This window comes from Shewanella psychrophila (assembly GCF_002005305.1).
GTDB classification, from domain to species: Bacteria; Pseudomonadota; Gammaproteobacteria; order Enterobacterales; family Shewanellaceae; genus Shewanella; species Shewanella psychrophila.
In genome coordinates, this window is sequence record NZ_CP014782.1 from 3174307 (window position 1) to 3196879 (window position 22573).

Here is a 22573-nt window from a genome sequence, read left to right on the forward strand (position 1 = left end):
CAGAAAGCATGATAGTGAGTAAAACTCTAGATACAAAAAAGCGGAGCAATGATTTGCTCCGCTATAGGTGCTAGCTGGTTAAGCTTTATAGTGACATCAAAAAGGCGACGACTTGATCTCTCTCCGTCTTAGTCAGCGCCATAAATGCATCACGGCTATTTTCAGCTTCACCACCATGCCACAATATCGCCTCTTCCAAGGTCGCGGCGCGGCCATCGTGTAAGAAGCCAGCTAGTGGGTTAACGGTCTGAGTCAAACCTATGCCCCATAATGAGCGAGTACGCCACTCATTACCATCGGCAAGAAAATCAGGACGGCCATCGGCTAGCTCTTCACCCATGTCATGTAGCAACATATCGGTGAAAGGATAGATGGTCTGTCCCTTTAGCGCATCTACCATAGGTGCGCCACCAATATCGCCAGTAGACTTAGTCACGAAGCTGGCCTTATGACAACCTGTGCAGTTAACTTGCTCAAATAAGCGTGCGCCTTCACGAACATTAGCATCATCCACATTTCGTCTGGCCGGTACAGCTAAAGTCTCGGCATAGAAAACCACTGAATCACTAAACTCGGCGCTCGCCTCAGGCTCACCATTAACATCTTCTCCCGTGTCAACGAAGCCGGTTCTGGTCATATAACTATCATGCAAGGCTGTGCCGAATACGCTCTCATCAGGAAACAGTGGGTTAGTAATACCAATATCACCACGCAATGCGCCGAGTGACTGAACACGTACACTTGGGGTATTTGCCTTCCAACCGAAACGACCCAGAGAAACAGGGTTAGTATCTCCTGCCTGCGCCTTAACGGCGTCGAACACAAAGTTGGCACGACCTGAGATCTTATCGCCATCGGCATCATTCTCATCCACCAATGCGAGAATATCGGCTTCAGGAATAGCTTCAAGTAAACCTAAGCCAAATACTGGCATACCGTTTCGCCAGCCCAGCAAGACATCCTCTTGAAGCAGATCGGAGGTCACATTGGCACTGCTTAAGGTTTCACCCGGCGCATCATAGGGATTTTCTACCGCAAACAATGGCTTCTTCAATGTGGTACTTGAGCCATCCGAATATGTCACTATTTTGGTTTCATAGGAGAGATACACATCCGCCTGTCCACCAAACAAATTATCCTCCCAATCGGGTCGCGCCTTTAGCACGCCGCGATGAAATAACTGACCACCAAAGTTGGGGACAGGAATTGGCGCACAGTAATCATTCGCTGCAGTACCTATGGTACACGTCTCGGCAGGTGCCTTACTGATACGTAAAAATAGCCCGGTTTCAGAACTTAGTTTTACTCTATCTTGGCCAACTGGCACGATAGGCGTCGAGTTACGCCCATCTCGCTGATGACATGAGTTACAGTCGGTATTATTAAATACTGGGCCTAAACCATCCAGATCAGGATGTTCGACGTTTGGCGCAGTAGTGAAGGCTGTCTCGAAACTAAGATCACCTTCCAGGTGATGCTCTAGGCTCGCATCAGATAAATTAGGTGCTGGCGTAGAGAAGCCATGTCCCGATTCAGATGCATCAAAAGTCGTGGTCTCACCACCACTGGACTTCATATCGGTAAAACTTGGATAGACTTTTTCTTCGGGTTTAGGTTCAGGGGCATCGTCACCAGATCCACCACAGGCGGTTAAACCAAAGCAGATAGCGAGAGCTAAACTGGTATATTTATAGCGATTAAAATTCATCATTTACATCCCACACACATTTTTACTTAAGCGAGTATTTCTCTATCCTGAGCTGAATACTGCTTAAAATAGGTCTTTTCATATTAAAAAAGGAGGCCATTCCTGTACCTCCTTTTTCTATCCAGTCACATCTGTGTTAGATAGGGAGTTATACTTTCCACTTATTAAGTAGGGGAAGTACATCGGACTCCAGGCTGGCTTGTAGCTTAGAAAGCGCATCCACAGCAGTTTGGATTCTCACTCGGCCTTCTGCATCTGCAATTGCCTGACGGAATGGCATATTGTTAGAGCCATTGATAGCCTGGATCTTGATGATGGCATCATCAATTTCACTGCCTACACGCAATGCAAGTGACTCATCGCCGGCCTTAACAAAATCGATAATGCCTTGCTTGTCACTGGCGCCTGTTAACTCACCCTGATAGACATTACGCACGCCTATGATGTTATCGCTGAAATCAGTCAGTGAGTTCCATGAGTACTGAGACTCAACCTTAGAGGTATCAGCAGTTGCTGCCGAAGTGCCAAAAGGATCGGCAATCTTACCGTTGCCTACCTCATCGACAATACCTATCATGCCATTTACCAGCTCCTGGATCACACCGACCTGAGAAGCGTAGAAGGTGTTATCGGCTGTTCCCGGAGCTTTAACAAGCTCACCATAGGCCTTACTAGCAGCTTGACCGTCATGGCTTATCTTCCATGCATCATCCAGAGTCTTGGTGTAGTCACGAAACACTTCCGATAAACCCATTAGGTATTCGGCTTCAGAAATACTTAGATCGGCAACATCTTTCTGGTTATCGGCAACGCCATCACCAAACAGCAGGTATTCCATGGTGTGGAAGCCTTGAATATCATCGTTCCAGCCCTTAATGGTATCGGCAGCGAAACCACCAGTATTATTCGCCAATACACCGGTAAGATCGGCAGTATTTAATGGCCAGCTATCTAAATGTGGATCGATACTCAGAGAGTCAACCGGGCCAAAGATATGAGACTCACCTTGCTCCCATGGCTGACGTGCAGCCTTCCAAGCTTCTTGCGCCGCAAGCAGGTTAGCCTGAGTCTTGTTAGCCACTAGAGTTTGAGACGCAAGAAACATCTCCTCGCCTTTCATCGCCAGCGTCGAGTAGCCACTAATAATCACATCGTCGGTCAAGTTAGTGATCATCTCTGTCGCAGCAAATTCAAACTTGTCATCAGTAGGCGGTGGTGTCGAATCATCACTACCTGAACCACCACATGCGGCAAGAGTAGAGATGAGTGCAATGGCGACTGCTGAGTACTTAAGTTGTTTCATGTAAAGCTCCATTTTTACTTTATAATTAGGTGTTATAGTGAGAATTGGTAACCCACGCCCAAGGCGAAAAAGTTAGTATCAGGAATTGAAGACACGGCGACTTGCTGACGCCCTGCTTCGGCCTTGATAACAATTTCAGGAATTGGGAAGTAGTTAATTCCGACACTGGTCCAGGTATTCTCATAGCGCTTAGATGCGATGCCGGTATCGACATCGGCTAGTGGATTTGAGTAATCGATATTGGCAAAAACGGTAATAGGAACCGGAGTGAAATGACTCAGGTCTACACCAGCCTCGACGAAAAAGGCTTCAGACTCTGAGCCAACTTGAGCAAAGTTTCCTGGCTTTAGACCCGGTGTGGTCTTGTTTGCTTGGGTGATGGCATCAGCATCGCTCAAAGTGCCGTTTAGATACTGGCCGCGTAAAATCCAAGGCCCCTGAACGAAGGCACCAGAAACAGCCAGAATACTGACCGTGCCGTCACCGCTAACCTTATTACTCTTATGACGGTTACCTGTAGTATTACCATAGTAATAAGCTACACCAACGGCGCTGCCCTTCTTGAAGTTGCCGTAATCCAAACGCAGTGCATAGGCAAGGTCGTCGGCATTAACATGTTCGAAACGCTTCTGGTGGCCGGATGCAATCCAGTCATAGGTACGGAAATACTCGGAGTTTAGACCGCTTACGACCTGAGCTTGATAATGGAAGTTAGCCAATTCACCAAATATGCCAACACCCATCTCATTCCAAACTGCAGGTAACATGGCCGCCTCACTGCGGTGACGCAATACAGTCAGGTATTGATCTGGCTTATGTAAGATGCTTGAGAGCCCGATTGGCAGATGGATATTACCGAACTTAACGCCAAATTCATCACTGGGACGGTATCTCAACTCAGCCTTCTCGACCATCACCTCACCACCAGCTTCGACTTCAGTTTCAAATTCGCCAAACTCATCGAAACCATCATATTCAAGTGCCGTGCCCGTGCCACCATGTTCGTACTCAATCTCGACTTCCATGTCCCATTCATCGTTGAACTGGTAGCCGAACTCGGTGACGATGCGTTCGAGATCGAATCGGCTACGGCGTTCAGGAGATGTATCTTGTACATTCTGGTAATACTCATCACTGGTGTAAGTCATGCTGCCGTATGACTTGAAAGAAAACTTGTTCCATTTACTTTCAATCAACTCTTTTGTGGCAGTTGCAACCACTTCAGCCTGCGCTTCTTGCTGCTGTTGTTGCATTTTCTGGTGGGCTGCTAACTCTGCGAGATCGTGTTTAAGCTTATTGAGTTCCGCTTCCTGTTTAGCAATTGCCTGCTCTAATTGAGCTGGATCTGTTGCCGCAATGGCACTGGTACAACTTAAGCCAGCTATACATAAAGCCAACAAACTTAACTTAGTTTTCATTTATCTCTCCGAACAAATTAACAGCATCATCTAAAATCGCGAACAAAATACTACAAATGAAAATGATTTGCATTAAAATTTACACTAACCTTTGCAACCGTATTTACAAAACACTTACATTTGTAATGTCTAATATGAGTAATTTGTACTAGTACAAATATGAATTTGAGAGATTCCTACTAGATAGATAGGCAAATTGCAGTGAGTTTTACGGAAAGCTAGATAGCAAAAAATTAGATAGAATGAACAAACAATCGCTAACCAAATGAGAAACAACTCATGTAGACTAGTTGTAAAATAGCTAATTTTGACGCCCTATAATCTGCGTTAATTGCCATATGGAAGGCCTAATGAAGCATAAAAAACCGCAGAGTCTCCTGCTTTGGATGACCTTCATCATGTCCCTGGTATTCGCCGTGTGGCAGGTACTGCTCAATAACTTTGTTATCGAGAGGGCACAATTTACTGGCGTGGAGATCGGCATACTTCAGAGCCTACGTGAAGTCCCAGGCTTCTTAGCCTTTACCGCCATATTCGTACTACTGCTTATCCGAGAACAAACCTTCGCCTTACTCTCTCTGGCAGTTTTATCCATAGGCGTCGCGGTTACCGGCTTTTTTCCTCAGGTACTAGGCCTCTATATCACCACAGTGCTCATGTCTGTGGGCTTTCATTACTTCGAAACCATAAACCAGTCATTAACGCTACAGTGGGTAGATAAAAAGGAAACCCCAGGCTTTCTCGGCAAGGCACTGGCCTGGCGCTCAGCCGCTGCACTGTCAGGTTATGCCAGCATCTGGCTAGTAATGAGCTGGCTAAAACTCGATTATGTGTATATGTATGCATTAATTGGCTGCTTGGGTTTATTGATGGTGCTAATCATCACCTTGTATTTCCCTAAATTTGAAGTAGGTGAAGTACAGCACAAGAAGATCATTCTCAGGAAAAAATACTGGCTCTACTACCTGCTCACCTTTTTCTCAGGAGCTAGGCGTCAGATTTTCATGGTCTTCGCTGGCTTTATGATGGTGGAGAAGTTCGGTTATAGTGTCAGTGAGATCACTAGTTTATTCCTGATCAATTACGTCGTTAATCTGCTGTTTGCTCCAGCCATAGGTCGTTTCATCGGCCGCACCGGCGAACGTCGAGCACTCACTATCGAATACCTTGGCCTTATCATCATCTTTGTCAGCTATGCCTGGGTGCAGCAGCCAGAAATCGCAGCGGCCCTCTATGTGATCGATCACTTGCTATTTGCCATGGCGATTGCCATCAAGACTTATTTTCAGAAGATTGCCGACGCCAAAGATATCGCGGCCACAATGTCGGTAAGCTTCACCATTAATCATATTGCCGCGGTGGTGATCCCAGTTTTACTGGGTGTACTCTGGCTATATTCCCCACAGGCTGTATTTTATATAGGAGCAGGCTTTGCGGTTTGCTCCTTAGTACTTGCACGAAATATTCCTAGTGCTCCATCCCAAGGTAATGAAGTCAATTGGAGCTGGTCAAGTAAACACAACCAGCATAGGCTCAAGCAATAACCTTGAGCCTATGCTGGAAACGAGTTAAAAACCTATGTATATGAACCGAGAGTGATATGGCCGAAATATCGAAAATCAGCGAAGTAAAGTCAGCACAATCTGATGTATCTGCCCGCAAGAAAGCACTCCTGTTAGGGCGTCAGCTTGGATTGAGCAGTGAGGAGGGTTATAGTGCCAGCACTGCCTCGATCGCAGAGCGCGCCGAGCATAGGCAGCGTAAGTTAATGAGCCAGTATCAGCTCAATCTTGAAACCATCTATAAGATAGCCTTAAGCATCACGCCATCAGACGTAACTGGTGCCGATCTCGATCCTGACTGGTCGCATCAATTCTTTCAAATCGCAGAGCAGATACATAACCGTAAGATGCAGGAGTTATGGGGCAGAATTCTTGCCAATGAAATTACCAATCCTGGTAACTTTAGCCTAAGAACCCTGACAACACTAAAGCAGTTAACACACAAAGAAGCGCAGATTTTAGAAAAAGCCTTAGGTATGGCCGTTAAGGTTAATAATGAGACTCGTCTAAAACTCATCATTGGATATAGATATACTGGGGGGATCGGTCAAATATTCAGAAAGTCAGCACCCATCAATATCGGCTTATCGAATTTCGGTCTGCCCTATTCCAATATTCTCACCTTGATCGATACGGGTATACTGCACCGAAGTGAATTTGAGACGGGGTTATTAAATAGCAAGACGCCGATTCATTTCACCATGCTAGATACTAAGATGAAACTGACCCCAAAAAGTGGCCACCTACTGTTTAACTATTACCGCTTAACGCCGATTGGGGATGAACTCACCCAACTTATTCACCCTAAATCTGATAATGACTATACCAAGGCCATGAGATCTCTGTTCGCCAAAGATTTCATGATCGAATAAAGATCTATTGTGCTAACTCAGCCTTTAACTTTTGACTCAACCCTCGAAGCAATTCACTGTGCAGCAGTGTGTTATGAGTAGAATCGTTTTGGATTGTGTCGCTTTGGTTGAAATCAGGCTTAAACCAGTTCAAGGTATCGGCGAGTTCCACCACTTCACCTATGATCATCAAGGCGGGCATCTTAAGCTCGGGATGTGATGCTAATCGCTCTAACTCTCCCAAGGTTCCTATGAAGCACCTTTGATCTTGTGTGGTAGCCTTAGAAACAATTGCCACCGGCGTATCGATATTGCGTCCAGCTTCTAACAGCCCAGATTTTATCAAGCCTGCATTCAAGATCCCCATATAGATGACTAAGGTATTATTGGGATTTGCATAGTCCCTCCAGTCCATTGGCCGGCTCTCAAGCTGACAATGGCCCGTTATAAATGTCACCCCTTGGGCATAATCTCTATGGGTCAGTGGAATACCTGCGTAGGCGGATGTCCCACTGGCAGCAGTAATACCCGGAACAACTTCAAATGCTAAATCCGCCTCGACTAAACTCTGAAGTTCTTCGCCGCCACGTCCAAAAATAAACGGATCGCCCCCTTTGAGACGCACGACATTCTGCTTAGTAAAGGCCTTAGTGACTAAAAGTTGATTGATTTCATCTTGGGCTGCACTGTGCTTACCAGCGCGTTTACCAACAGCAATTTTCTCGGCATTTTGAGGAACCAGAGCCATGATGTCTTCACTAACTAGGGCATCATAGAGGACAACATCGGCAGTTTGTAAGATCCGGTATGCCTTGAGTGTTAACAGCTCAACGTCTCCCGGACCCGCTCCAACTAACCAAACTTTTCCACCGGCTCTCTGACCAGGTAAAGTGACTATTTCCATCTCTATGCCCCACACACGATTTTAATAGTGTAAATATAACCGCCTACTTATAACTTAATAAATAGTTATTTCTTTATTGTTATAACTTTTAGTTATTAATTGTAGGAGCTTTGCATTCATATTCAATATTTTAACGGTTACGAAAAGAGCCTTATCGACTATAATGCCCGTACCCAATACATAGGCAACGACGTATTCCTATTTAAATAATTTTTAGTTGCTTCAGATCGGTTGATTAACCAATCGAACCTATAACTTTTTCTACTTCCGGGTAGTAACGTCTACTAGCAGTAACAAGCTGGACGCACAACCAGTGTATCAAGGAGAGATATTGAGATTCGGATTTCCACAAATAGTCAATGTATTTGGACTCTGTTTACTGATCAGCACCCTACAGCTAGCACGCTTAACCCTATATTCTGTCGAGTATAAAACCCGTCTAACTCAGAGTGAAATGCATCAAGACCTCGATGTATTGATAAACGAGGTTAGGTTACATTCAGCATTTGCAGCATTAGATGAGCAGCGCTTCGCCAAGATAGAGGCCGATGTAGAGCCACTCGTCTATCGCGCCACGAACTCCCTTGAATCCCAATATTTTTATGCCGAAGTCGTAAAGCTCCTCGCCACTCTTGAAGATCCAGGGGCTATAATCACGTCACCCAATAAGCCTCTGCCAGTTTTACCTGTGATCCTCAAACCTGTTGCAGACTCTTGGCTTGCACTGGATGGAAATGCCGTCCCAATAGATCCCGATCATCCTTTCATTACTCATATCGACGGCCTTCCTCTATCTCGCTGGGAACAAACCAGTCAGAAATTTATTTCTAACCCTGTGAACAAGAGCGTCAGTGAGCGTGTACACTGGCTTTCACAGCTGAATATTCTGAGGCGCGATATGGGATTGCCTCTCAAAAGCCAGGTAACTCTGTCACTCAGCGATAATCTGGATTCCAATATTCAGCTAGTCTTACCTGTTGCCAAGCATCAAGTCCATCCCCCCAGAGAGCTCATCTCCGGCAAAATGAATAGCTTGAGCGATTCTGGCACGACGAGTCAGCCTGTGTACGCTTCAATAGAATTGCTATCTAACTATGATAGAGATTCTGAACTAGTGGCAAAGCTAGAGAGAGGGGCACAACAAGCCTTAACCATAATCGACCTCAGGAATGCCGTTGGAGACAGTGATGAGCTGTTACATTTTATCGCCCGTCATTACCCTAACCCCGAAACCACCAACAACCGAAACAATGCGCCTCAGCGCCTCATGGCCCTTGGCCAATACCGCCGCTCAATTGATTTCAAATCCGACTTTCTCAGGCCTCTTGGCTTTATTCCTTTTGATGAGTTTAATTTCTTCGAACAACTTGAGTTCCGTCAGACAAGCCAAACTATCGATATTGATAAAGCAGAACGATTCGGTCTCTGGTACGGAAGAAGATCGCCACTCGCGGCTGAGTTCCACTATGATGAGTCATACAGGGCAACATCCAGTCGCCTCGGCTTAATCATAGGCCCAGAATGTCGGCGGGAATGTGAATGGGTGGCCTACTTTGCTAAATCATTATCACGAGTCACCCTTATTGGCGAGAAAACTTCTGGTGACTTAGGTAGACGATATGGCTTTACCCTACCCAACAGTGGCATTAAGGTTGAGCTTACCGCGAGTCTCACCTACAACATGCAAGGAAAGTTACTGTCTAGTGTAGGAACTCAACCCGATATTCCACTGCCAATCACTGAGGTTATAAACTGGCAAGGATTATTGTCACTGATTGAAAGTGAGCAGCAAGATCGTGAAACAGTCTACACTCTCAATAGTCCTGATACTGAAGCTAAACAGGCCTTAGGTGTCGAGCAAGGCTCTGATAAGACTCCCACTACAGAGTCCCGAGTGACGTTACAACAAGAGAGTCATACCATGACGGAATTAGCAGTTAAAGCGTTGACCCCCTAAGATAGACATAACTAAAACAAGTAATTAGTCTGATTTCGGTTAGATCAGATAGTCAAAGGAAGTAAAAAGCCAAAGGAGAGGGATATGCAGAGTCAGGAAGAGGTAGTATCAACCGCAGATACGTTTAGCCGAGGAGCTTTACGCATGTCAGTCACCCTATTACGCGGCATAAATCCGAAACTGGCACTCACAGTACAAAATCAGATGCATAGCCCCATCAATCCTCAGCCAGATAATAACCCAAGCCCTAAAGACAATTTCAAAATAGAGCTCGCTCCATTAGAGGTTAGATGGGTAGTTGAATTCTTGCAAAAAAAAGGGCAGCACCCCCAAGTAGATCCTGGCACTCAGATGTTGGTGAAAGCACTTATCATTGACTGGATAAATTATGCAAATTTACTCATAGATCTAGAAAACAGCAAGAATGCATAGTTGTGTAAACATAATAAAAAATGAGGCCTTTTGAGATGAGCAGCCCTATCGGTGGATTCTATTTAAATGCGCAGTATAGGGACAAGGCTGCCAAATTCGAGCTAACGACCAAACCTGAGATTACACTCAATATCTGCATCGAGCTCGATGGCATCCCACTTATCAACCAAACTCAAACGGTCACCTCAGAATCTCAATGCCATTTAGAAAATGATCTAATCACTGTCTCTGCTTTGCCAGCACAAATTTCCAATGAGATGATACGACTAGAATTTCATATCTTGATCAAGCATCTTGACTTAGAAATCCCAAAGCCGAAGCAGCAAGTATTAAACCTCGAACCAAATGAGAGCCTATGCGCTTTAGTCGAGGGAGATGAGCGATTAAAAGTCACCGCATCATGCTCAGTCACCCCATAAGATAGCTCAGCTCAATACTTTACCTTCACCTATTTTCGCTCTGACCAGATTACATGCATCTGCCAATGTGTTAATTTGAAAGGATCATATATCAGTAATGCCGATTGATATAACAAGCAATATTCATACTAGGTACTAAAGATGTTTAAATTATCGCTCAAGCTTATTCTATTATCCATACTCAGCTTCTCCGCCATGGCAACCGATCTCAAGGTTGGAGATACTGCGCCAAATTTCAGATTACAATCCACCGACGGTAACTTTTATCAACTAAGTGATTATCTAGGTAAGCAGACCTTAGTCCTAGCTTGGTACCCCATGGCCAACACCCATGGCTGTACATTGGAGTGTCGCTCGCTAGTTCAGAAGGGGCACTTAATCAGGGAGTTTAACGCGGTTTATATGATGGCCAGTGTCGATGACTTAGAAGACAATCAAGATTTCGCCAAGAAACAAAAAGCCGACTTTCCCATGTTGAGCGACCCAAGTAAGGAAACAGCTAAGGCTTACGATGTGCTAAATTTCGTCCGTGTCGCGAGTCGCGTCACCTTCTATGTAGGCAAAGATGGCAAGATAATTAAGATAGATGAAGATATCAATGCTGCAACGGCAGCAGAAGATATAGCCGCTAATTTGAAAAAATTAGGCGTCGAAAAAAGTGATTAGTAGCTAAAATTTAGGTTCTAGTTCCTAGGAACTAGAACCTTTTATTTAACCTTCTTCAGCTTCCCGGATACGCTCTTTGCGCTCCTGTTCTTCATCGAATGCCGCTTCAATTTCAGCGAGTACCGAATTTACATCAGCAGTCTTAGTACTCTCTTTAAACTTACCAGTGAGTTCAGACTCAGGATTTAGCTTACCTGACTCAAACAGAGCCCACATCTCCTTGGCATACTTACTAGTCAAAAGCTCGGGAGCAAACTGACCGTAATATCTGGTCATATTATTCACATCGCGCTCAAGCATGCGCTTAGCATTATTGTTTGCTGCCGCATCAACCGCTTGGGGGAGATCTATTATCACGGGGCCATGACTGTCTAGAAGTACATTAAACTCAGACAAGTCGCCATGGATTAAGCCGACACACAACATACGCTGTACATCTTTTATCACCGACTTGTGCTGCTCTATTGCCTGCTCACTGGTCAAGGTAATGTCGTTAAGCCTTGGCGCCACATATCCTTGATCGTCGGTGATTAACTCCATCAATAGCACACCATCGAAACAGCCGTATGGCTGCGGGACTCTAACACCAGCGTAGGCTAGGCGAAATAGGGCATCGACTTCGGCATTTTGCCAAGAATTTTCCTGCTCATTACGACCAAATTTCGAGCCCTTTTCCATGGCACGAGCTCGGCGACTGTTACGGCTCTTTCTGCCTTCTCGGTATTGGACAGCCTGCTTGAAGCTACGCTTCTCGGCTTCTTTATAAATCTTGGCACAACGAACATCGTCGCCACAGCGGACAACATAAACATCGGCCTCTTTACCACTCATCAAGGGGCGAAGGACTTCATCAACTAAGCCTTCATCGACGAGAGGCTGAATGCGTTTCGGTATTTTCATAGCGCCGTTATACCTTACTTAAGGCTTCGATGGAATATTAAAACAAACTTTCATGGGGACTGGATCATTCCAAAAACCAAACCCACTAACGTAATTTCTACAATTACAGTAATTTTTCAAAAGCTTATATAATTTGGGTTAGTTTAACAGTTCAAACGCCAGATCATAAGCCTTACCTAAATCAACCGTTTTAGGTTTTAAATCTTTTAGGGTGAGAGTGCGTTTATCGGTCGCTCTTATTGTGGCAGGATGAACCAAGTCAACACTGATCATTGAGCTTGCTAATATCACTCCTTCCATCAGAAAGGTCCCTGCTCCGCCGGCACCTTGGCCCTTACTTGCGCGCCTGTTCATCACGATTAACTCAACTTGATGCTCACCGCAATAGGCCTTAATCTCTGCAACAAACTTGCTGACCTCTTCCCGAGTAGGGCTCTTATTGAGCGTTAACTTGTTTACCTTAGGTGCCACAAGCTCATGGGATTCACGCGTACCACTCAAACTTACCATTCTCACTTCATTTGCCTTTAAAAACAGTCCAGCAATGACCACTTTTTACCTCCATCTTCTAATTTCTTTATTACAGTTATCTTCAATACCCGCTGTTATGACATAAAAAAGAGCCAGCAGTACTGACTCTTTTTTATCCTAGAGTTTACTCACCACCGGGTGTCGCTTTACTATTCATGTATGAGTCAAATACTATGCCTTGGTCATTGATATCCAGGCCCATCTGCAACTGCATATTGTAATCTTTCATCATAGAGAACTCTTCCGGCAATGGCTCGCCAGTCATCTCTGCCAAGCTTAAGATCGGCGCAAACACCTTGCTATAATCCAGATAGACACTATATAAACCATTGTTATCTAATGCCTCATCAGCCAGCTTATTAGCCACAATCTCGGCTTTATCTCCCGTATACAGGACTAGATGTTTGCCTTTTAGCGCCAGCTTAGGAGAAATGCCATATTCTGGCGGAAGTGGTAGCAATTGAGAAAGGTCAACAGGGCTACCATCTTGTGGTAATTGAATATTGGCCAGTTCAGGCGCGAAAGGTTTCACCATACTAAATAACATACTCGGGTTATCTGCTGACAGGCTTATAATAGCATCAACACTTTCTAAACTTGGCTCTCCCTGGGCGCCCGCAGCTTGCTCGGTAAACTTATAATCAAGGAGTGCAGCACTCACGCCACGAACCCCATTAGCCATGCCAGTAAACATACCTAACATGGCAGGATTTTGGCCCGACATCTCTTGCTGAAACTCTTGTAAAACCTGACACTGGTATTGAGGTTGTAGCATTTCATCCCATACGGCAGTTAACGAGGGAACCAATTGATTTAACTCAATGCCCAACCCCATAGAAAATACGGTATCACGACTGTTCTTTACATAGTCTGGAATAAAGCCACGCATACCCTTCAATGCGTTAAGAAAAGCCTGATTTTTACTCTCAATCACAGTAGAGAAATCCAGAGTACTCTCTTGTTCTCCTATTGAAACACTATTCAAACCAAATACGGTACGCGGCCAATTAGCGGCAATAGCCGTAAACTCACTATGACACTCTGGGGTGCGAAGCTCCAAGAACGGGTCCTCCCCCTCTTGAGCAAGAATAGCTGTCACCTGGCGGGCCAGCTGATTACCATCTTTGGTAGTAATGGCTTTAACTAACTCTTGGTGATTGACGAAACCCACTGCTTCATCGCTAAAACCATGGGTTTTAATGATATCTTGTAATACCTTTGCATCCGCAAGAGAAGGGGTTACCGGGTTAATGCCAAGCGCCGTTTCCAGAGTACCTGGTGCAAGCATAGATGCATTCAAGGTAATGGTTAACAAACCATCTTGCTGTAAAAACAACAGTTCGATAGGTTCGGCATCACCCGCATCGGTTAACGTATATGAACGATAAGATAGCCCTTTCAAGGTCTTCATCTGGTGACTGAAACCACTGTCTTTTTCCGCCTTATCCAACAGAGCCCATATGACCTCAGGCTTTTCGACGTCGAGTTTAAGTACAGGTAACAGGCCTAAGGTGTAAAAATAACTTTTGATCTCATCGGCTAAACCAAAGGTTGTCACAAATGTTTGACCACTTTCCAGACTATCCATATAGGTCCGACTTAAACTAACAAAGAACTTAGCTCTGGCATCATCTGACTGCTCTAACTCGGCAAACATCTCTTCTGGATAAGTCTTGTAGCTTTGAGACAGTGAATTGATATAAGACTTGATAGGGAAAGGCTTTAACTGACCCGAAAAAATAGGCGTATCTGCGGGTACCGAAGCCAATACATCATTAGACTGACTCGCTCCCCCTCCGGACTGCTGATTAAACCAATACCCGCCAGCACCAACGGCAACCACTGCCGCAGCGATTAGTATTTTTTTCATTCATTAAACTCCATTTTATAGATCGAAATTAGTATTTGGGGGATGTTGAAAACGCCCTGACATTAAAGTCTCTAATATACTATATTTGTAGAGAAAAAGGTTCTCAAAACTAAGAAGGTGACCTTAACAGCTTGAATTCAACGTCTGCTCCACGACGACTTGAACGGCTAAAGCTTCCCTAAAACTCGCCAGTTTATGAGGCTTCCCTGTCATCATTTTGGCAACTTCATCAAGCTGTAATGAAACAGCACTGCCCACTTGTCCTATCTCTATATCGTTCCAGCTATCCTGAGTTCCTATACTCAGCTTGTTCCAATCTGAATATCTAATGGCGCGCCTGTCAGTGTATAAAGTCCATTCATTGGTGTCTGGTGCGGCTCCGCCAATGCCACCACAGACTCTGACGGGAAGATCTCCACAAAGATACTCGGCCATCACATAAGTTTCGCAGCCCTCTTTGGCAAAGGTAACCTGACCCTTTACTAGCTTCATCTCCCCAAAGAGGCGATGCTGTAGAAATACAAAGTGAGAGAAAACCTCACGAAGAAAACCGCCCTGCTCCCTAGAGCTTAACCAGTCAGCAGCAGCCTGCCAATGCCTAGGCCACTGGCTATAGTGAAACCTCATCTCTACTTGCTGCGCTTCCCCATGCCCAACCTCTTCTGCGAGTGATAGGAGTTTATCCAGAATTGGACTACTGGCTAACGACAGATTAACCGCCGACATGACTCCAGCGGCTTCAATCTCTTCGACTAACTTATCGGCAGCAGTCAGATCGACACTGAGGGGCTTTTCGCACCATACCGCCTTCCTCTGAGCTAAGGCTAAACGACAATATTCAATATGAGATGCCGGAGGCGTGGCAATATAAACCAGATCGACCCGCTCACATGAAACCAACTCATTCACTGACGCCATCAGTCTGATGCGCCTATATTCAGGCCTAGACATAAACTCAGCAGACGCTGATAACAAGTTGGGATCGAAGACAGCTGTCACCTCAAACTCATCATGTGCCAGTGCACCATCTACTACATACTTACCAATAGTACCGAAGCCAATCACTCCGATGCGTATAATCTTAATATCGACAGACAAAAATTACTCTCCATGTATGCTCTTCTAGGTTCTAGCCTTCAAAATAGATTACCAAATATGTTGGCTTAGAAAACAGAAATGATGCTAAAGGAAAGTAAATGTATGAATGGTCAATGAATTGCTGTGGTGAGTTATAGCATTCGGGGGCAGATCCTGAATAGCCGCATCGGGCTATTCAGGGGTAACGGCTTTTGATTAAGCAGGCGCTAACAAGCCAACCAAAACCACATATCACCTAATCACAATCAAATAAGATACGTGAGGTGAATAGGCTTTAAAGGCCGTCTGCGACTTCTAGTGAGTATCATCACAAGGGTGACAACAAGCTCTAGGAAGATCTAAAAGTCATTTGGCTGAGGTTAATAACTAACTTAACAATAGCCCTATACAGAACAGCATTCTAAAACCATCTACGGGAACTCCTGACTATAGACTAGTTTTCACGCCTGTGCATAAGTTTGTGCGTAAAACTGTACTAATTTTCAAGATGGATAATCGAAACATAAGGAGCTCAACATTTTTACCTTTAAATTATATAGATAAGTTAAATATAAAAAAGCTAACTAGAGCCGCTCCCATACTGACGCACCAGTACACCTATGTGGATAAAAGGTGTAATTTAATACTTATGACCAACTCCAGAATTTGAAAAACGGCCAAAAGAAAAGAGCCAGAACATCTGGCTCTTTTCTAATGTCTATTACTGATATGTGTATAACTAATGCATAACCTTGCTTCTATATCTCGAAGTGCAGGCCACACTCACGCTTGAGACCATTGAAACGAGTATCCTCTTCACTCATACCCAGCTCTAATGGCTTGCTAGAATGTGTGTCACCCACAGAAACATAACCTTGCTCCCATAGAGGGTGGTAAGGCAGGTCATGCTCAGTTAAGTATTCATGCACATCCTTGTTACTCCAATCTAAGATCGGCAAGATCTTATAGCGGGAACCATGAATAGCCAAAATAGGCAAAGCTTCTCTAGTACTGGATTGGCTGCGGCGCAATCCCGCAAACCAAGTACCTACACTCAAGTCATCGAGGGCACGCTGCATTGGCTCGACCTTGTTCATGCGGTTATATTGATCTAATCCATCCAAGCCCTTCTCCCACAACTGGCCAAATCGCGCCTCCTGCCAGGCAGGGGTTATGGGTGATGCAAATATCTTAAGGTTCAACGATAAACGCTCACTCAATTCATCGATAAACCGATAGGTTTCGGGAAACAGGTAACCGGTATCGGTCAAGATAACCGGAATATCCGGTTTCTCTGTGCTGACAAGGTTTAACATCACTGCACCTTGAATACCAAAACTCGACGATAACGCATGGTTACCCGGGAGGTATTTCAATCCCCAAGCCACCCTTTGCCCGGGAGTCAAACCTCCCAAGAAACGGTTGATACGCTCAAGCTCACTCTTCTGCTCGACTGCCGGCGCAGTTAACAGCGCTAACAACTCTTGTGAAGAAACCACCGTTTCAACCTGATAATTAGATTCAGGCATTACTACTCTGTCCATGAAAATCCTTAGCGGCATCAATTACCGCTGCCACGACGCCTATGCGTACCGTGAAATTACCAAAGGTTTCACCCTCTTCTTTCTCGCTCACGTATCTGGCAAACAAATTATCCAGCTCAGATAAAATCTCTGCTTCTTGAATATTTTCGCGATAGAGTTTATTTAAACGTGTACCTTCGAAGCTCGCGCCTAGATATAGGTTATAGCGACCCGGCGCCTTACCTACCAGGCCGATTTCCGCCGCAAAAGGTCTTGCACAACCATTAGGGCAACCCGTCATACGGATAACAATGCCTTGATCCAAGAAGCCATGCTTTTCCTGCAATGACTCTACTTGCGTCAGAAAGTCCGGAAAGTAACGCTCGGCTTCGGCCATGGCAAGAGCACAAGTAGGCAGTGCAACACAGGCAATTGAGCGACCTCGAGTTTGCGTGATCAATTTCCCCATCAAACCATGGCTACGGGCTAAGCCTTCAATTTCTACCTTATCCTCTTCGGCAACACCGGCTATGATAAAGTTTTGATTAGAGGTCATACGGAAATCACCCTTGTGTATCTTGGCAATTTCCCTTAATCCAGTTTGCAGAGGCTGACCCGGCAGGTCCTTGATGCGTCCACCTTCGATGAATAGCGTCAGGTGCCACTGGTTATCAACACCTTTTATCCAACCATAACGGTCGCCGCGATCGCCGATGATCACGTCACGTTTGGCTTCAAATTTAACCCCTGCACGCTTCTCTACTTCGGCTTTAAATGCCTCATAGCCATACTTGACTATGGTGTACTTGAGTCTCGAAAGTTTACGGTTAGAACGATTACCCCAGTCACGCTGGACTTTTAATATCGCCTCGGCAAACTTCAATGTATCTTCGGCCTTAATAAAGCCGAAATCATCGGCAAGACGAGGAAAGGTCTGTACTTCACCATGGGTAGAACCCATGCCACCGCCGGCCACTAAATTAAAGCCGATAAGCTCACCTTCTTCCGCTACCGCAATAAAACCCAGATCATTGGTGTATACGTCTACATCATTATCCGGCGGTACGGCCACGGCCATCTTAAACTTACGTGGCAAGTACGTCTTGCCATATACAGGCTCAACATCATCGCCTTCGCTGGTCACAACCTTGTCATCCCCCAGCCAAATCTCGGCGTATGCCTTAGTACGTGGCAAGTAGTTATCCGACAATTTCTTGGCCCAATAGAAGGCCTGTTCGTGCAGACGCGACTCGACAGGGTTTGGATTACACATCACATTACGGTTCACGTCACCACAGGCGGCAATCGAATCCAATGCCTTACTGTCCAGGCTCTGGATCAAGGTTCTCAAATTACGCTTAGAGATACCATGATACTGAAATGTCTGACGAGTGGTCAGGCGAATGCTGTTAGAGCTGGTCAAAGTTGAGGAGATTTCATCGACACCTAACCACTGTTCCGGCGAACACACACCACCAGCTACACGTGCACGTAACATGAAGCTATAAAGTGGCTCCAGTTTCTGCTCTTTACGTTCATTTCTTAAATCACGATCATCTTGCTGGTAAAAACCATGGAATTTAATCAGCTGCTGATCGCCTTCACTAAATGATCCCGTGACAGCAGTATCTAAGCCTTCCTCAATGGTGCCTCTCAGAAAATTACTGTCGGTTTTAAGGTGCTCATTGACTGATAATGGCTCTGCTTGCTCTACACTTTTATTCTCTGACATGGCTATCGCCTCACTCATCTCTGTGCGACGCTCTTAATAGGCACCGCATCTTATATTAGGTTTAAACAGAAGATCCCATCACCGGGTGCTCAGACCCGGCAAGGCTTCTAAATATCAATAGACATCTTTCTGATAACGCTTGTCGCTGCGTAAGTTCTCAAAGTAGGCTTCGGCCTCTTCTTCGGTTTTACCACCAAACTTCACCGCGATATCCAACAATGCCTGATGGACATCTTTCGCCATACGCTCTGCATCACCACAAATATAGAAATGCGCGCCGGACTCAAGCCATTTCCATAGCTCTTCACCTTGCTCGGCGATTCTGTGCTGCACATATATCTTGTGAGCTTGATCTCTAGAAAAAGCTAAATCAATCCGAGATAGCGAGCCATCTTTAAGGTACTGCTGCCACTCAGTTTGGTAGAGAAAGTCCTGCTCGAAATGTGGGTTACCGAAGATAAGCCAGCTATTGCCTTCGATGCCTTGAGCCGCACGCTCTTGCATAAAGGCTCTAAACGGTGCAATACCTGTCCCCGGCCCCACCATAATCACTGGCGTCTCAGGGCTTTCTGGCAGTCTGAAATGCTTATTAGGTTCGACATAAACTTTTACCTCTGCCCCTTCATCTGCCTGAGCTAAGAACTGTGAAGCACCACCAAACCTTGATTCTCCTTCACGTTTATCCTCGACTAAGGCAACGGTCAAGTGTACTTCAGACTCGACTTCGGACTGGCTAGAAGCAATTGAATAGAGGCGAGGTGTAATAGGACGCAACATGGCTAACAGTTGAGTAGAGGTCACTTCTGCGCTGTAATTAGAGACTAGATCCGCTAGCTGATTATTTCGCACAAACTGACGAGTCAGCTCTTTGTCATCACTAATACTAACTAACTCAGCATTTCCACTAAGTGCGGCCCAATCTTTAATCAGACCGGGATAAAGCTGAGTCAGCTCTTTTTTCTCGATTAAGGCTTGCTTGAGAGATAGTGCATCTTTGCCCACAGTAACGGCTTCATCACCGTTCAGGGATAATTTAGTTAGTAGCTCTTCGACTAAGGTTTCTGTATTGGTAAACCAAACTCCTAGTGCATCACCGGCTTGGTAACTCAACCCAGACTCACCTAAGTCAATTTCGACGTGTCTTACGTCACGATCAGAATCTCGGCCCGTTAACTTCTGACTGACGAGAAGCTCTGCAGTATAAGGCTTCTGCTTAGTAAATTCATTTGTTGCTGCACCTGGTATGCCCGTACCAGACAGAGAAACAACACTCGCACCTGAAATTTCGATGAGCGGCTTAACGGCTTCCAGCACACTCTCGTGCCACTGATCAGCGGTCAATTCATAGTCAACATCACACTCAACCAGAGCTTGAAGTGGCTTAGCGCCTAATGCAGATAGGCGGTCATCAAAGTCTTTACCTGTCTGGCAGAAAAATTCATAACTCGAATCTCCTAGAGCCAACACGGAATAGTTTAGGTTTTCTAACTTAGGCGCTCGCTTAGATGCCAGGAACTTATGCAGTTCGATGGCATCATCAGGCGCTTCGCCTTCTCCATGAGTACTCACAACGGCTAGCAATATGGTTTCTTGCTTAAGTTGACGGATCTTGTAATCCCCCATAGAAGCAAGATTAACGGCGTACCCTTGGGCTTGAGCCTTCGCAGCCAGCTCACTTGCTACCCCACGACCATTACCAGTTTGACTACCATATAAAATAGTAATGGTCTGTGCCGGAGCACTCTGAGCAACAGTTTCGCTACCAAGAGGATTAACTCCTTGCTCGGCAGTAGCAGATAAATATCCGCTTACCCATGCAAGTTGCACGGCACTCAGCTCAGCGGTGAGCTGCTTTAACTTATTCACCTGCACTTCTGACAGTGGCGAAGCGAGTGATGAAAGCTCTTTTAACAACATGGGTACGGCCCTATATCAGTGTAATGTCAGTTAGCTTAGCGCCTATCAAGAAAAGCAAAAAAGAATAAAATCTGATTTTTAATACTTTTTTGGAATATAGGCCGGGTTATTTTTGAACACTGAGAGCAGCAAATTGATTAATCTGTGATTGCATTCAGCATAGATACAGATAAGTTAAGAGATAATAATTCTTTTAACTTTCTGTTTTCATTTTATACTAGCCAAATAAAGACCTCTAAAAACAACCCTATGAATAATCATTCTTTACTCCTATCGTCAACACAACTGTTTGCTCAACCTCTCGCCTTATCCCTAGCGCTATTTAGCGGGTTGGCACAATCATCTGAGCACAGTGATACGCAAGCGTCTCAAGCTGATGAGCCACCAGCTAAAATTTATGCCACTCAATTCCAGACGGAAAACTGGGGGCTTGGGATAGGCGTGAGAAGGGGGGATATTCCCTTTGTTGCGGAAGATGACGAGGTATACGATGTGCTACCGATGATAAAATATCGCAACGATTATTTCTTCATCAACGGCATGGAAGCCGGTGCACATCTGTGGAAGAATGATGAGCATCAGGTTAACCTCTATACCCGCTTTCGTTTCGTCGACATACCACAGGAACTCCAGAATGAATCTCAATCTCAGGCCTTCGACTTAGGCCTACAATATCGCTTCCTCCTGGACGCCTGGGAATTTGACGTTGCCTTCATGTCTGACTCAAATAAGCGTAGCTATGGCTATACCCGAACTCAATATCATTGGGAATATGGCGATTGGTATCTTAACCCCTATGCCGAGTTTCAATGGAAGAGTGCAGGTTTCAACCAACACTATTACGGCTTAGATCAATATGAAACGGGTGGCGGGATTGAATTTAATGCAGGCATTAAGACCAGATATCACCTCTATAGCAACTTGTATCTACTTGGACAGTTTGGTGTGGGTCGTATAGATGATGAGACGGCTAACCTGCCGACCATGGATACTCAATATCAATTTGAATCCTTTCTCGGTTTCGGTTTCTTTCCGGACTTCAGTAATAAAAGCGCTAAGAGCAAGGCCACTAAGGTCGAATCGAGAGTTTCAGCCTCTAATGGCAGCGATGGTGAGTTTATCCGTGTTGCACATGGCTGGGCCACGCCTTCGAACCTGAACGCTATCTTCTCCTGGCAGACCCAAACAGATCCCTATAATAATCAATTCACTTCGGTATTCTACGGTACGCGTCTCACCGACACTCTGTTTAACTTTCCTATTGAACTCTACTTCACACCTGGCTTAGTTTGGCATCATGACTCCGAGGTACAGAGTAACCTGGCCGAAGGCGTCGTCGCGATCAAAGCCTTCTACACCTTCGAATTTGGCCCTAGATGGCGCTTGGGTGTCGCGGAAGGTCTATCCTATGTATCAAGCGTCACATATATAGAAGGCTCGGAGCTGGAAGAAAAAGGTTATAAGCCATCCAAACTTCTTAACTATCTGGATTTCTCCTTAGATGTAAATATGGGCGATCTATTTAATAACCGCACCATGGACAAGATGTGGCTGGGTTACAGCATACACCACAGATCCGGTATCTATGAGAAAAGCTCAGCCTTTGGCCGCATTGGTGGGGGGAGTAACTACCAATCTTTGTACCTGCAGTGGCACTTTTAACCTGTTATCGATAAAAAGGCTGCAAACGCAGTAATGCCGATCACTTAGTCACTATTTTGCATAGATAATCACTTTTTATTCACTTTCTGAATTAACGGAATTTGTGTAGCAATCATTGACTAACAGCAGAACGAGTAAGGG

General features: G+C 45.1%; 19 protein-coding genes. 8 read left to right on the plus strand and 11 right to left on the minus strand.

Annotated elements, in window-relative coordinates:
- Positions 1-85 precede the first annotated feature (85 nt).
- The 3 genes from sps_RS13710 to sps_RS13720 all read right to left on the minus strand — a co-directional run bounded on the left by sps_RS13710 (position 86) and on the right by sps_RS13720 (position 4429).
- Positions 86-1708 carry a di-heme oxidoredictase family protein gene (locus tag sps_RS13710; RefSeq protein WP_077753045.1) on the minus strand — a complete coding sequence of 541 codons (1623 nt, stop codon included), beginning with the start codon at positions 1706-1708 and terminating at the stop codon, positions 86-88.
- Between the two features lie 148 nt (positions 1709-1856).
- The gene (locus tag sps_RS13715; RefSeq protein ID WP_077753046.1) at positions 1857-3011 is read right to left on the minus strand and encodes an imelysin family protein; all 1155 of its coding nucleotides are present in this window, start codon (positions 3009-3011) and stop codon (positions 1857-1859) included.
- Between the two features lie 32 nt (positions 3012-3043).
- Positions 3044-4429, minus strand: coding sequence for a porin family protein (locus sps_RS13720; protein ID WP_077753047.1), 1386 nt, complete (start codon positions 4427-4429; stop codon positions 3044-3046).
- 350 nt (positions 4430-4779) lie between these two features.
- Here sps_RS13720 and sps_RS13725 point away from each other — a divergent pair, with 350 nt between their 5' ends.
- On the plus strand, positions 4780-5973 hold the full coding sequence (locus sps_RS13725; RefSeq protein WP_418346663.1) for an MFS transporter: 1194 nt from the start codon (positions 4780-4782) through the stop codon (positions 5971-5973).
- Positions 5974-6029: 56 nt separating this feature from the next.
- A complete protein-coding gene (locus tag sps_RS13730) occupies positions 6030-6863 on the plus strand; it encodes a TIGR03899 family protein (RefSeq protein ID WP_077753049.1) in 834 nt (277 codons plus the stop codon).
- A gap of 4 nt (positions 6864-6867) precedes the next feature.
- On the opposite strand, the gene cobA is transcribed toward sps_RS13730, so the two are convergent.
- On the minus strand, positions 6868-7746 hold the full coding sequence (gene cobA / locus sps_RS13735) for a uroporphyrinogen-III C-methyltransferase (protein ID WP_077753050.1): 879 nt from the start codon (positions 7744-7746) through the stop codon (positions 6868-6870).
- 120 nt (positions 7747-7866) lie between these two features.
- Between cobA and sps_RS28850 the strand changes: the two genes are divergently transcribed.
- The 5 genes from sps_RS28850 to sps_RS13755 all read left to right on the plus strand — a co-directional run bounded on the left by sps_RS28850 (position 7867) and on the right by sps_RS13755 (position 11220).
- A complete protein-coding gene (locus sps_RS28850; RefSeq protein ID WP_237158116.1) occupies positions 7867-7956 on the plus strand; it encodes a phospholipase A in 90 nt (29 codons plus the stop codon).
- Between the two features lie 121 nt (positions 7957-8077).
- Positions 8078-9703, plus strand: a complete 1626-nt coding sequence (locus sps_RS13740; protein WP_237157835.1) for a S41 family peptidase — start codon at positions 8078-8080, stop codon at positions 9701-9703.
- Between the two features lie 84 nt (positions 9704-9787).
- Positions 9788-10135, plus strand: a complete 348-nt coding sequence (locus tag sps_RS13745) for a hypothetical protein (protein ID WP_077753051.1) — start codon at positions 9788-9790, stop codon at positions 10133-10135.
- 35 nt (positions 10136-10170) lie between these two features.
- The gene (locus sps_RS13750) at positions 10171-10554 is read left to right on the plus strand and encodes a hypothetical protein (RefSeq protein WP_077753052.1); all 384 of its coding nucleotides are present in this window, start codon (positions 10171-10173) and stop codon (positions 10552-10554) included.
- A gap of 141 nt (positions 10555-10695) precedes the next feature.
- Positions 10696-11220 (plus strand): peroxiredoxin family protein, encoded by a 525-nt coding sequence (locus sps_RS13755; protein WP_077753053.1) that lies wholly within the window; start codon positions 10696-10698, stop codon positions 11218-11220.
- Between the two features lie 45 nt (positions 11221-11265).
- On the opposite strand, the gene sps_RS13760 is transcribed toward sps_RS13755, so the two are convergent.
- From sps_RS13760 to sps_RS13790, 7 genes are all read right to left on the minus strand, one after another.
- Entirely contained in the window at positions 11266-12120 is an 855-nt protein-coding gene (locus sps_RS13760; protein ID WP_077753054.1) for a PA4780 family RIO1-like protein kinase, read from the minus strand.
- A 138-nt stretch (positions 12121-12258) separates the two neighbouring features.
- Complete coding sequence (locus tag sps_RS13765) at positions 12259-12672, minus strand: DUF3010 family protein (protein ID WP_077753055.1); 414 nt, start codon at positions 12670-12672, stop codon at positions 12259-12261.
- A 103-nt stretch (positions 12673-12775) separates the two neighbouring features.
- Positions 12776-14521 carry a hypothetical protein gene (locus tag sps_RS13770; RefSeq protein WP_077753056.1) on the minus strand — a complete coding sequence of 582 codons (1746 nt, stop codon included), beginning with the start codon at positions 14519-14521 and terminating at the stop codon, positions 12776-12778.
- Between the two features lie 123 nt (positions 14522-14644).
- Complete coding sequence (locus sps_RS13775) at positions 14645-15619, minus strand: Gfo/Idh/MocA family protein (RefSeq protein WP_077753057.1); 975 nt, start codon at positions 15617-15619, stop codon at positions 14645-14647.
- Positions 15620-16356: 737 nt separating this feature from the next.
- Positions 16357-17142 carry a phosphoadenylyl-sulfate reductase gene (locus tag sps_RS13780; protein ID WP_149027278.1) on the minus strand — a complete coding sequence of 262 codons (786 nt, stop codon included), beginning with the start codon at positions 17140-17142 and terminating at the stop codon, positions 16357-16359.
- A complete protein-coding gene (gene cysI / locus sps_RS13785) occupies positions 17120-18853 on the minus strand; it encodes an assimilatory sulfite reductase (NADPH) hemoprotein subunit (RefSeq protein ID WP_077755688.1) in 1734 nt (577 codons plus the stop codon). The genes sps_RS13780 and cysI overlap by 23 nt, the downstream gene beginning before the upstream one ends.
- Before the next feature lie 114 nt (positions 18854-18967).
- Positions 18968-20770, minus strand: coding sequence for an assimilatory sulfite reductase (NADPH) flavoprotein subunit (locus tag sps_RS13790; RefSeq protein WP_077753059.1), 1803 nt, complete (start codon positions 20768-20770; stop codon positions 18968-18970).
- 249 nt (positions 20771-21019) lie between these two features.
- Between sps_RS13790 and sps_RS13795 the strand changes: the two genes are divergently transcribed.
- Positions 21020-22432 carry a MipA/OmpV family protein gene (locus sps_RS13795; RefSeq protein WP_237157836.1) on the plus strand — a complete coding sequence of 471 codons (1413 nt, stop codon included), beginning with the start codon at positions 21020-21022 and terminating at the stop codon, positions 22430-22432.
- The last annotated feature ends 141 nt before the right edge of the window (positions 22433-22573 follow it).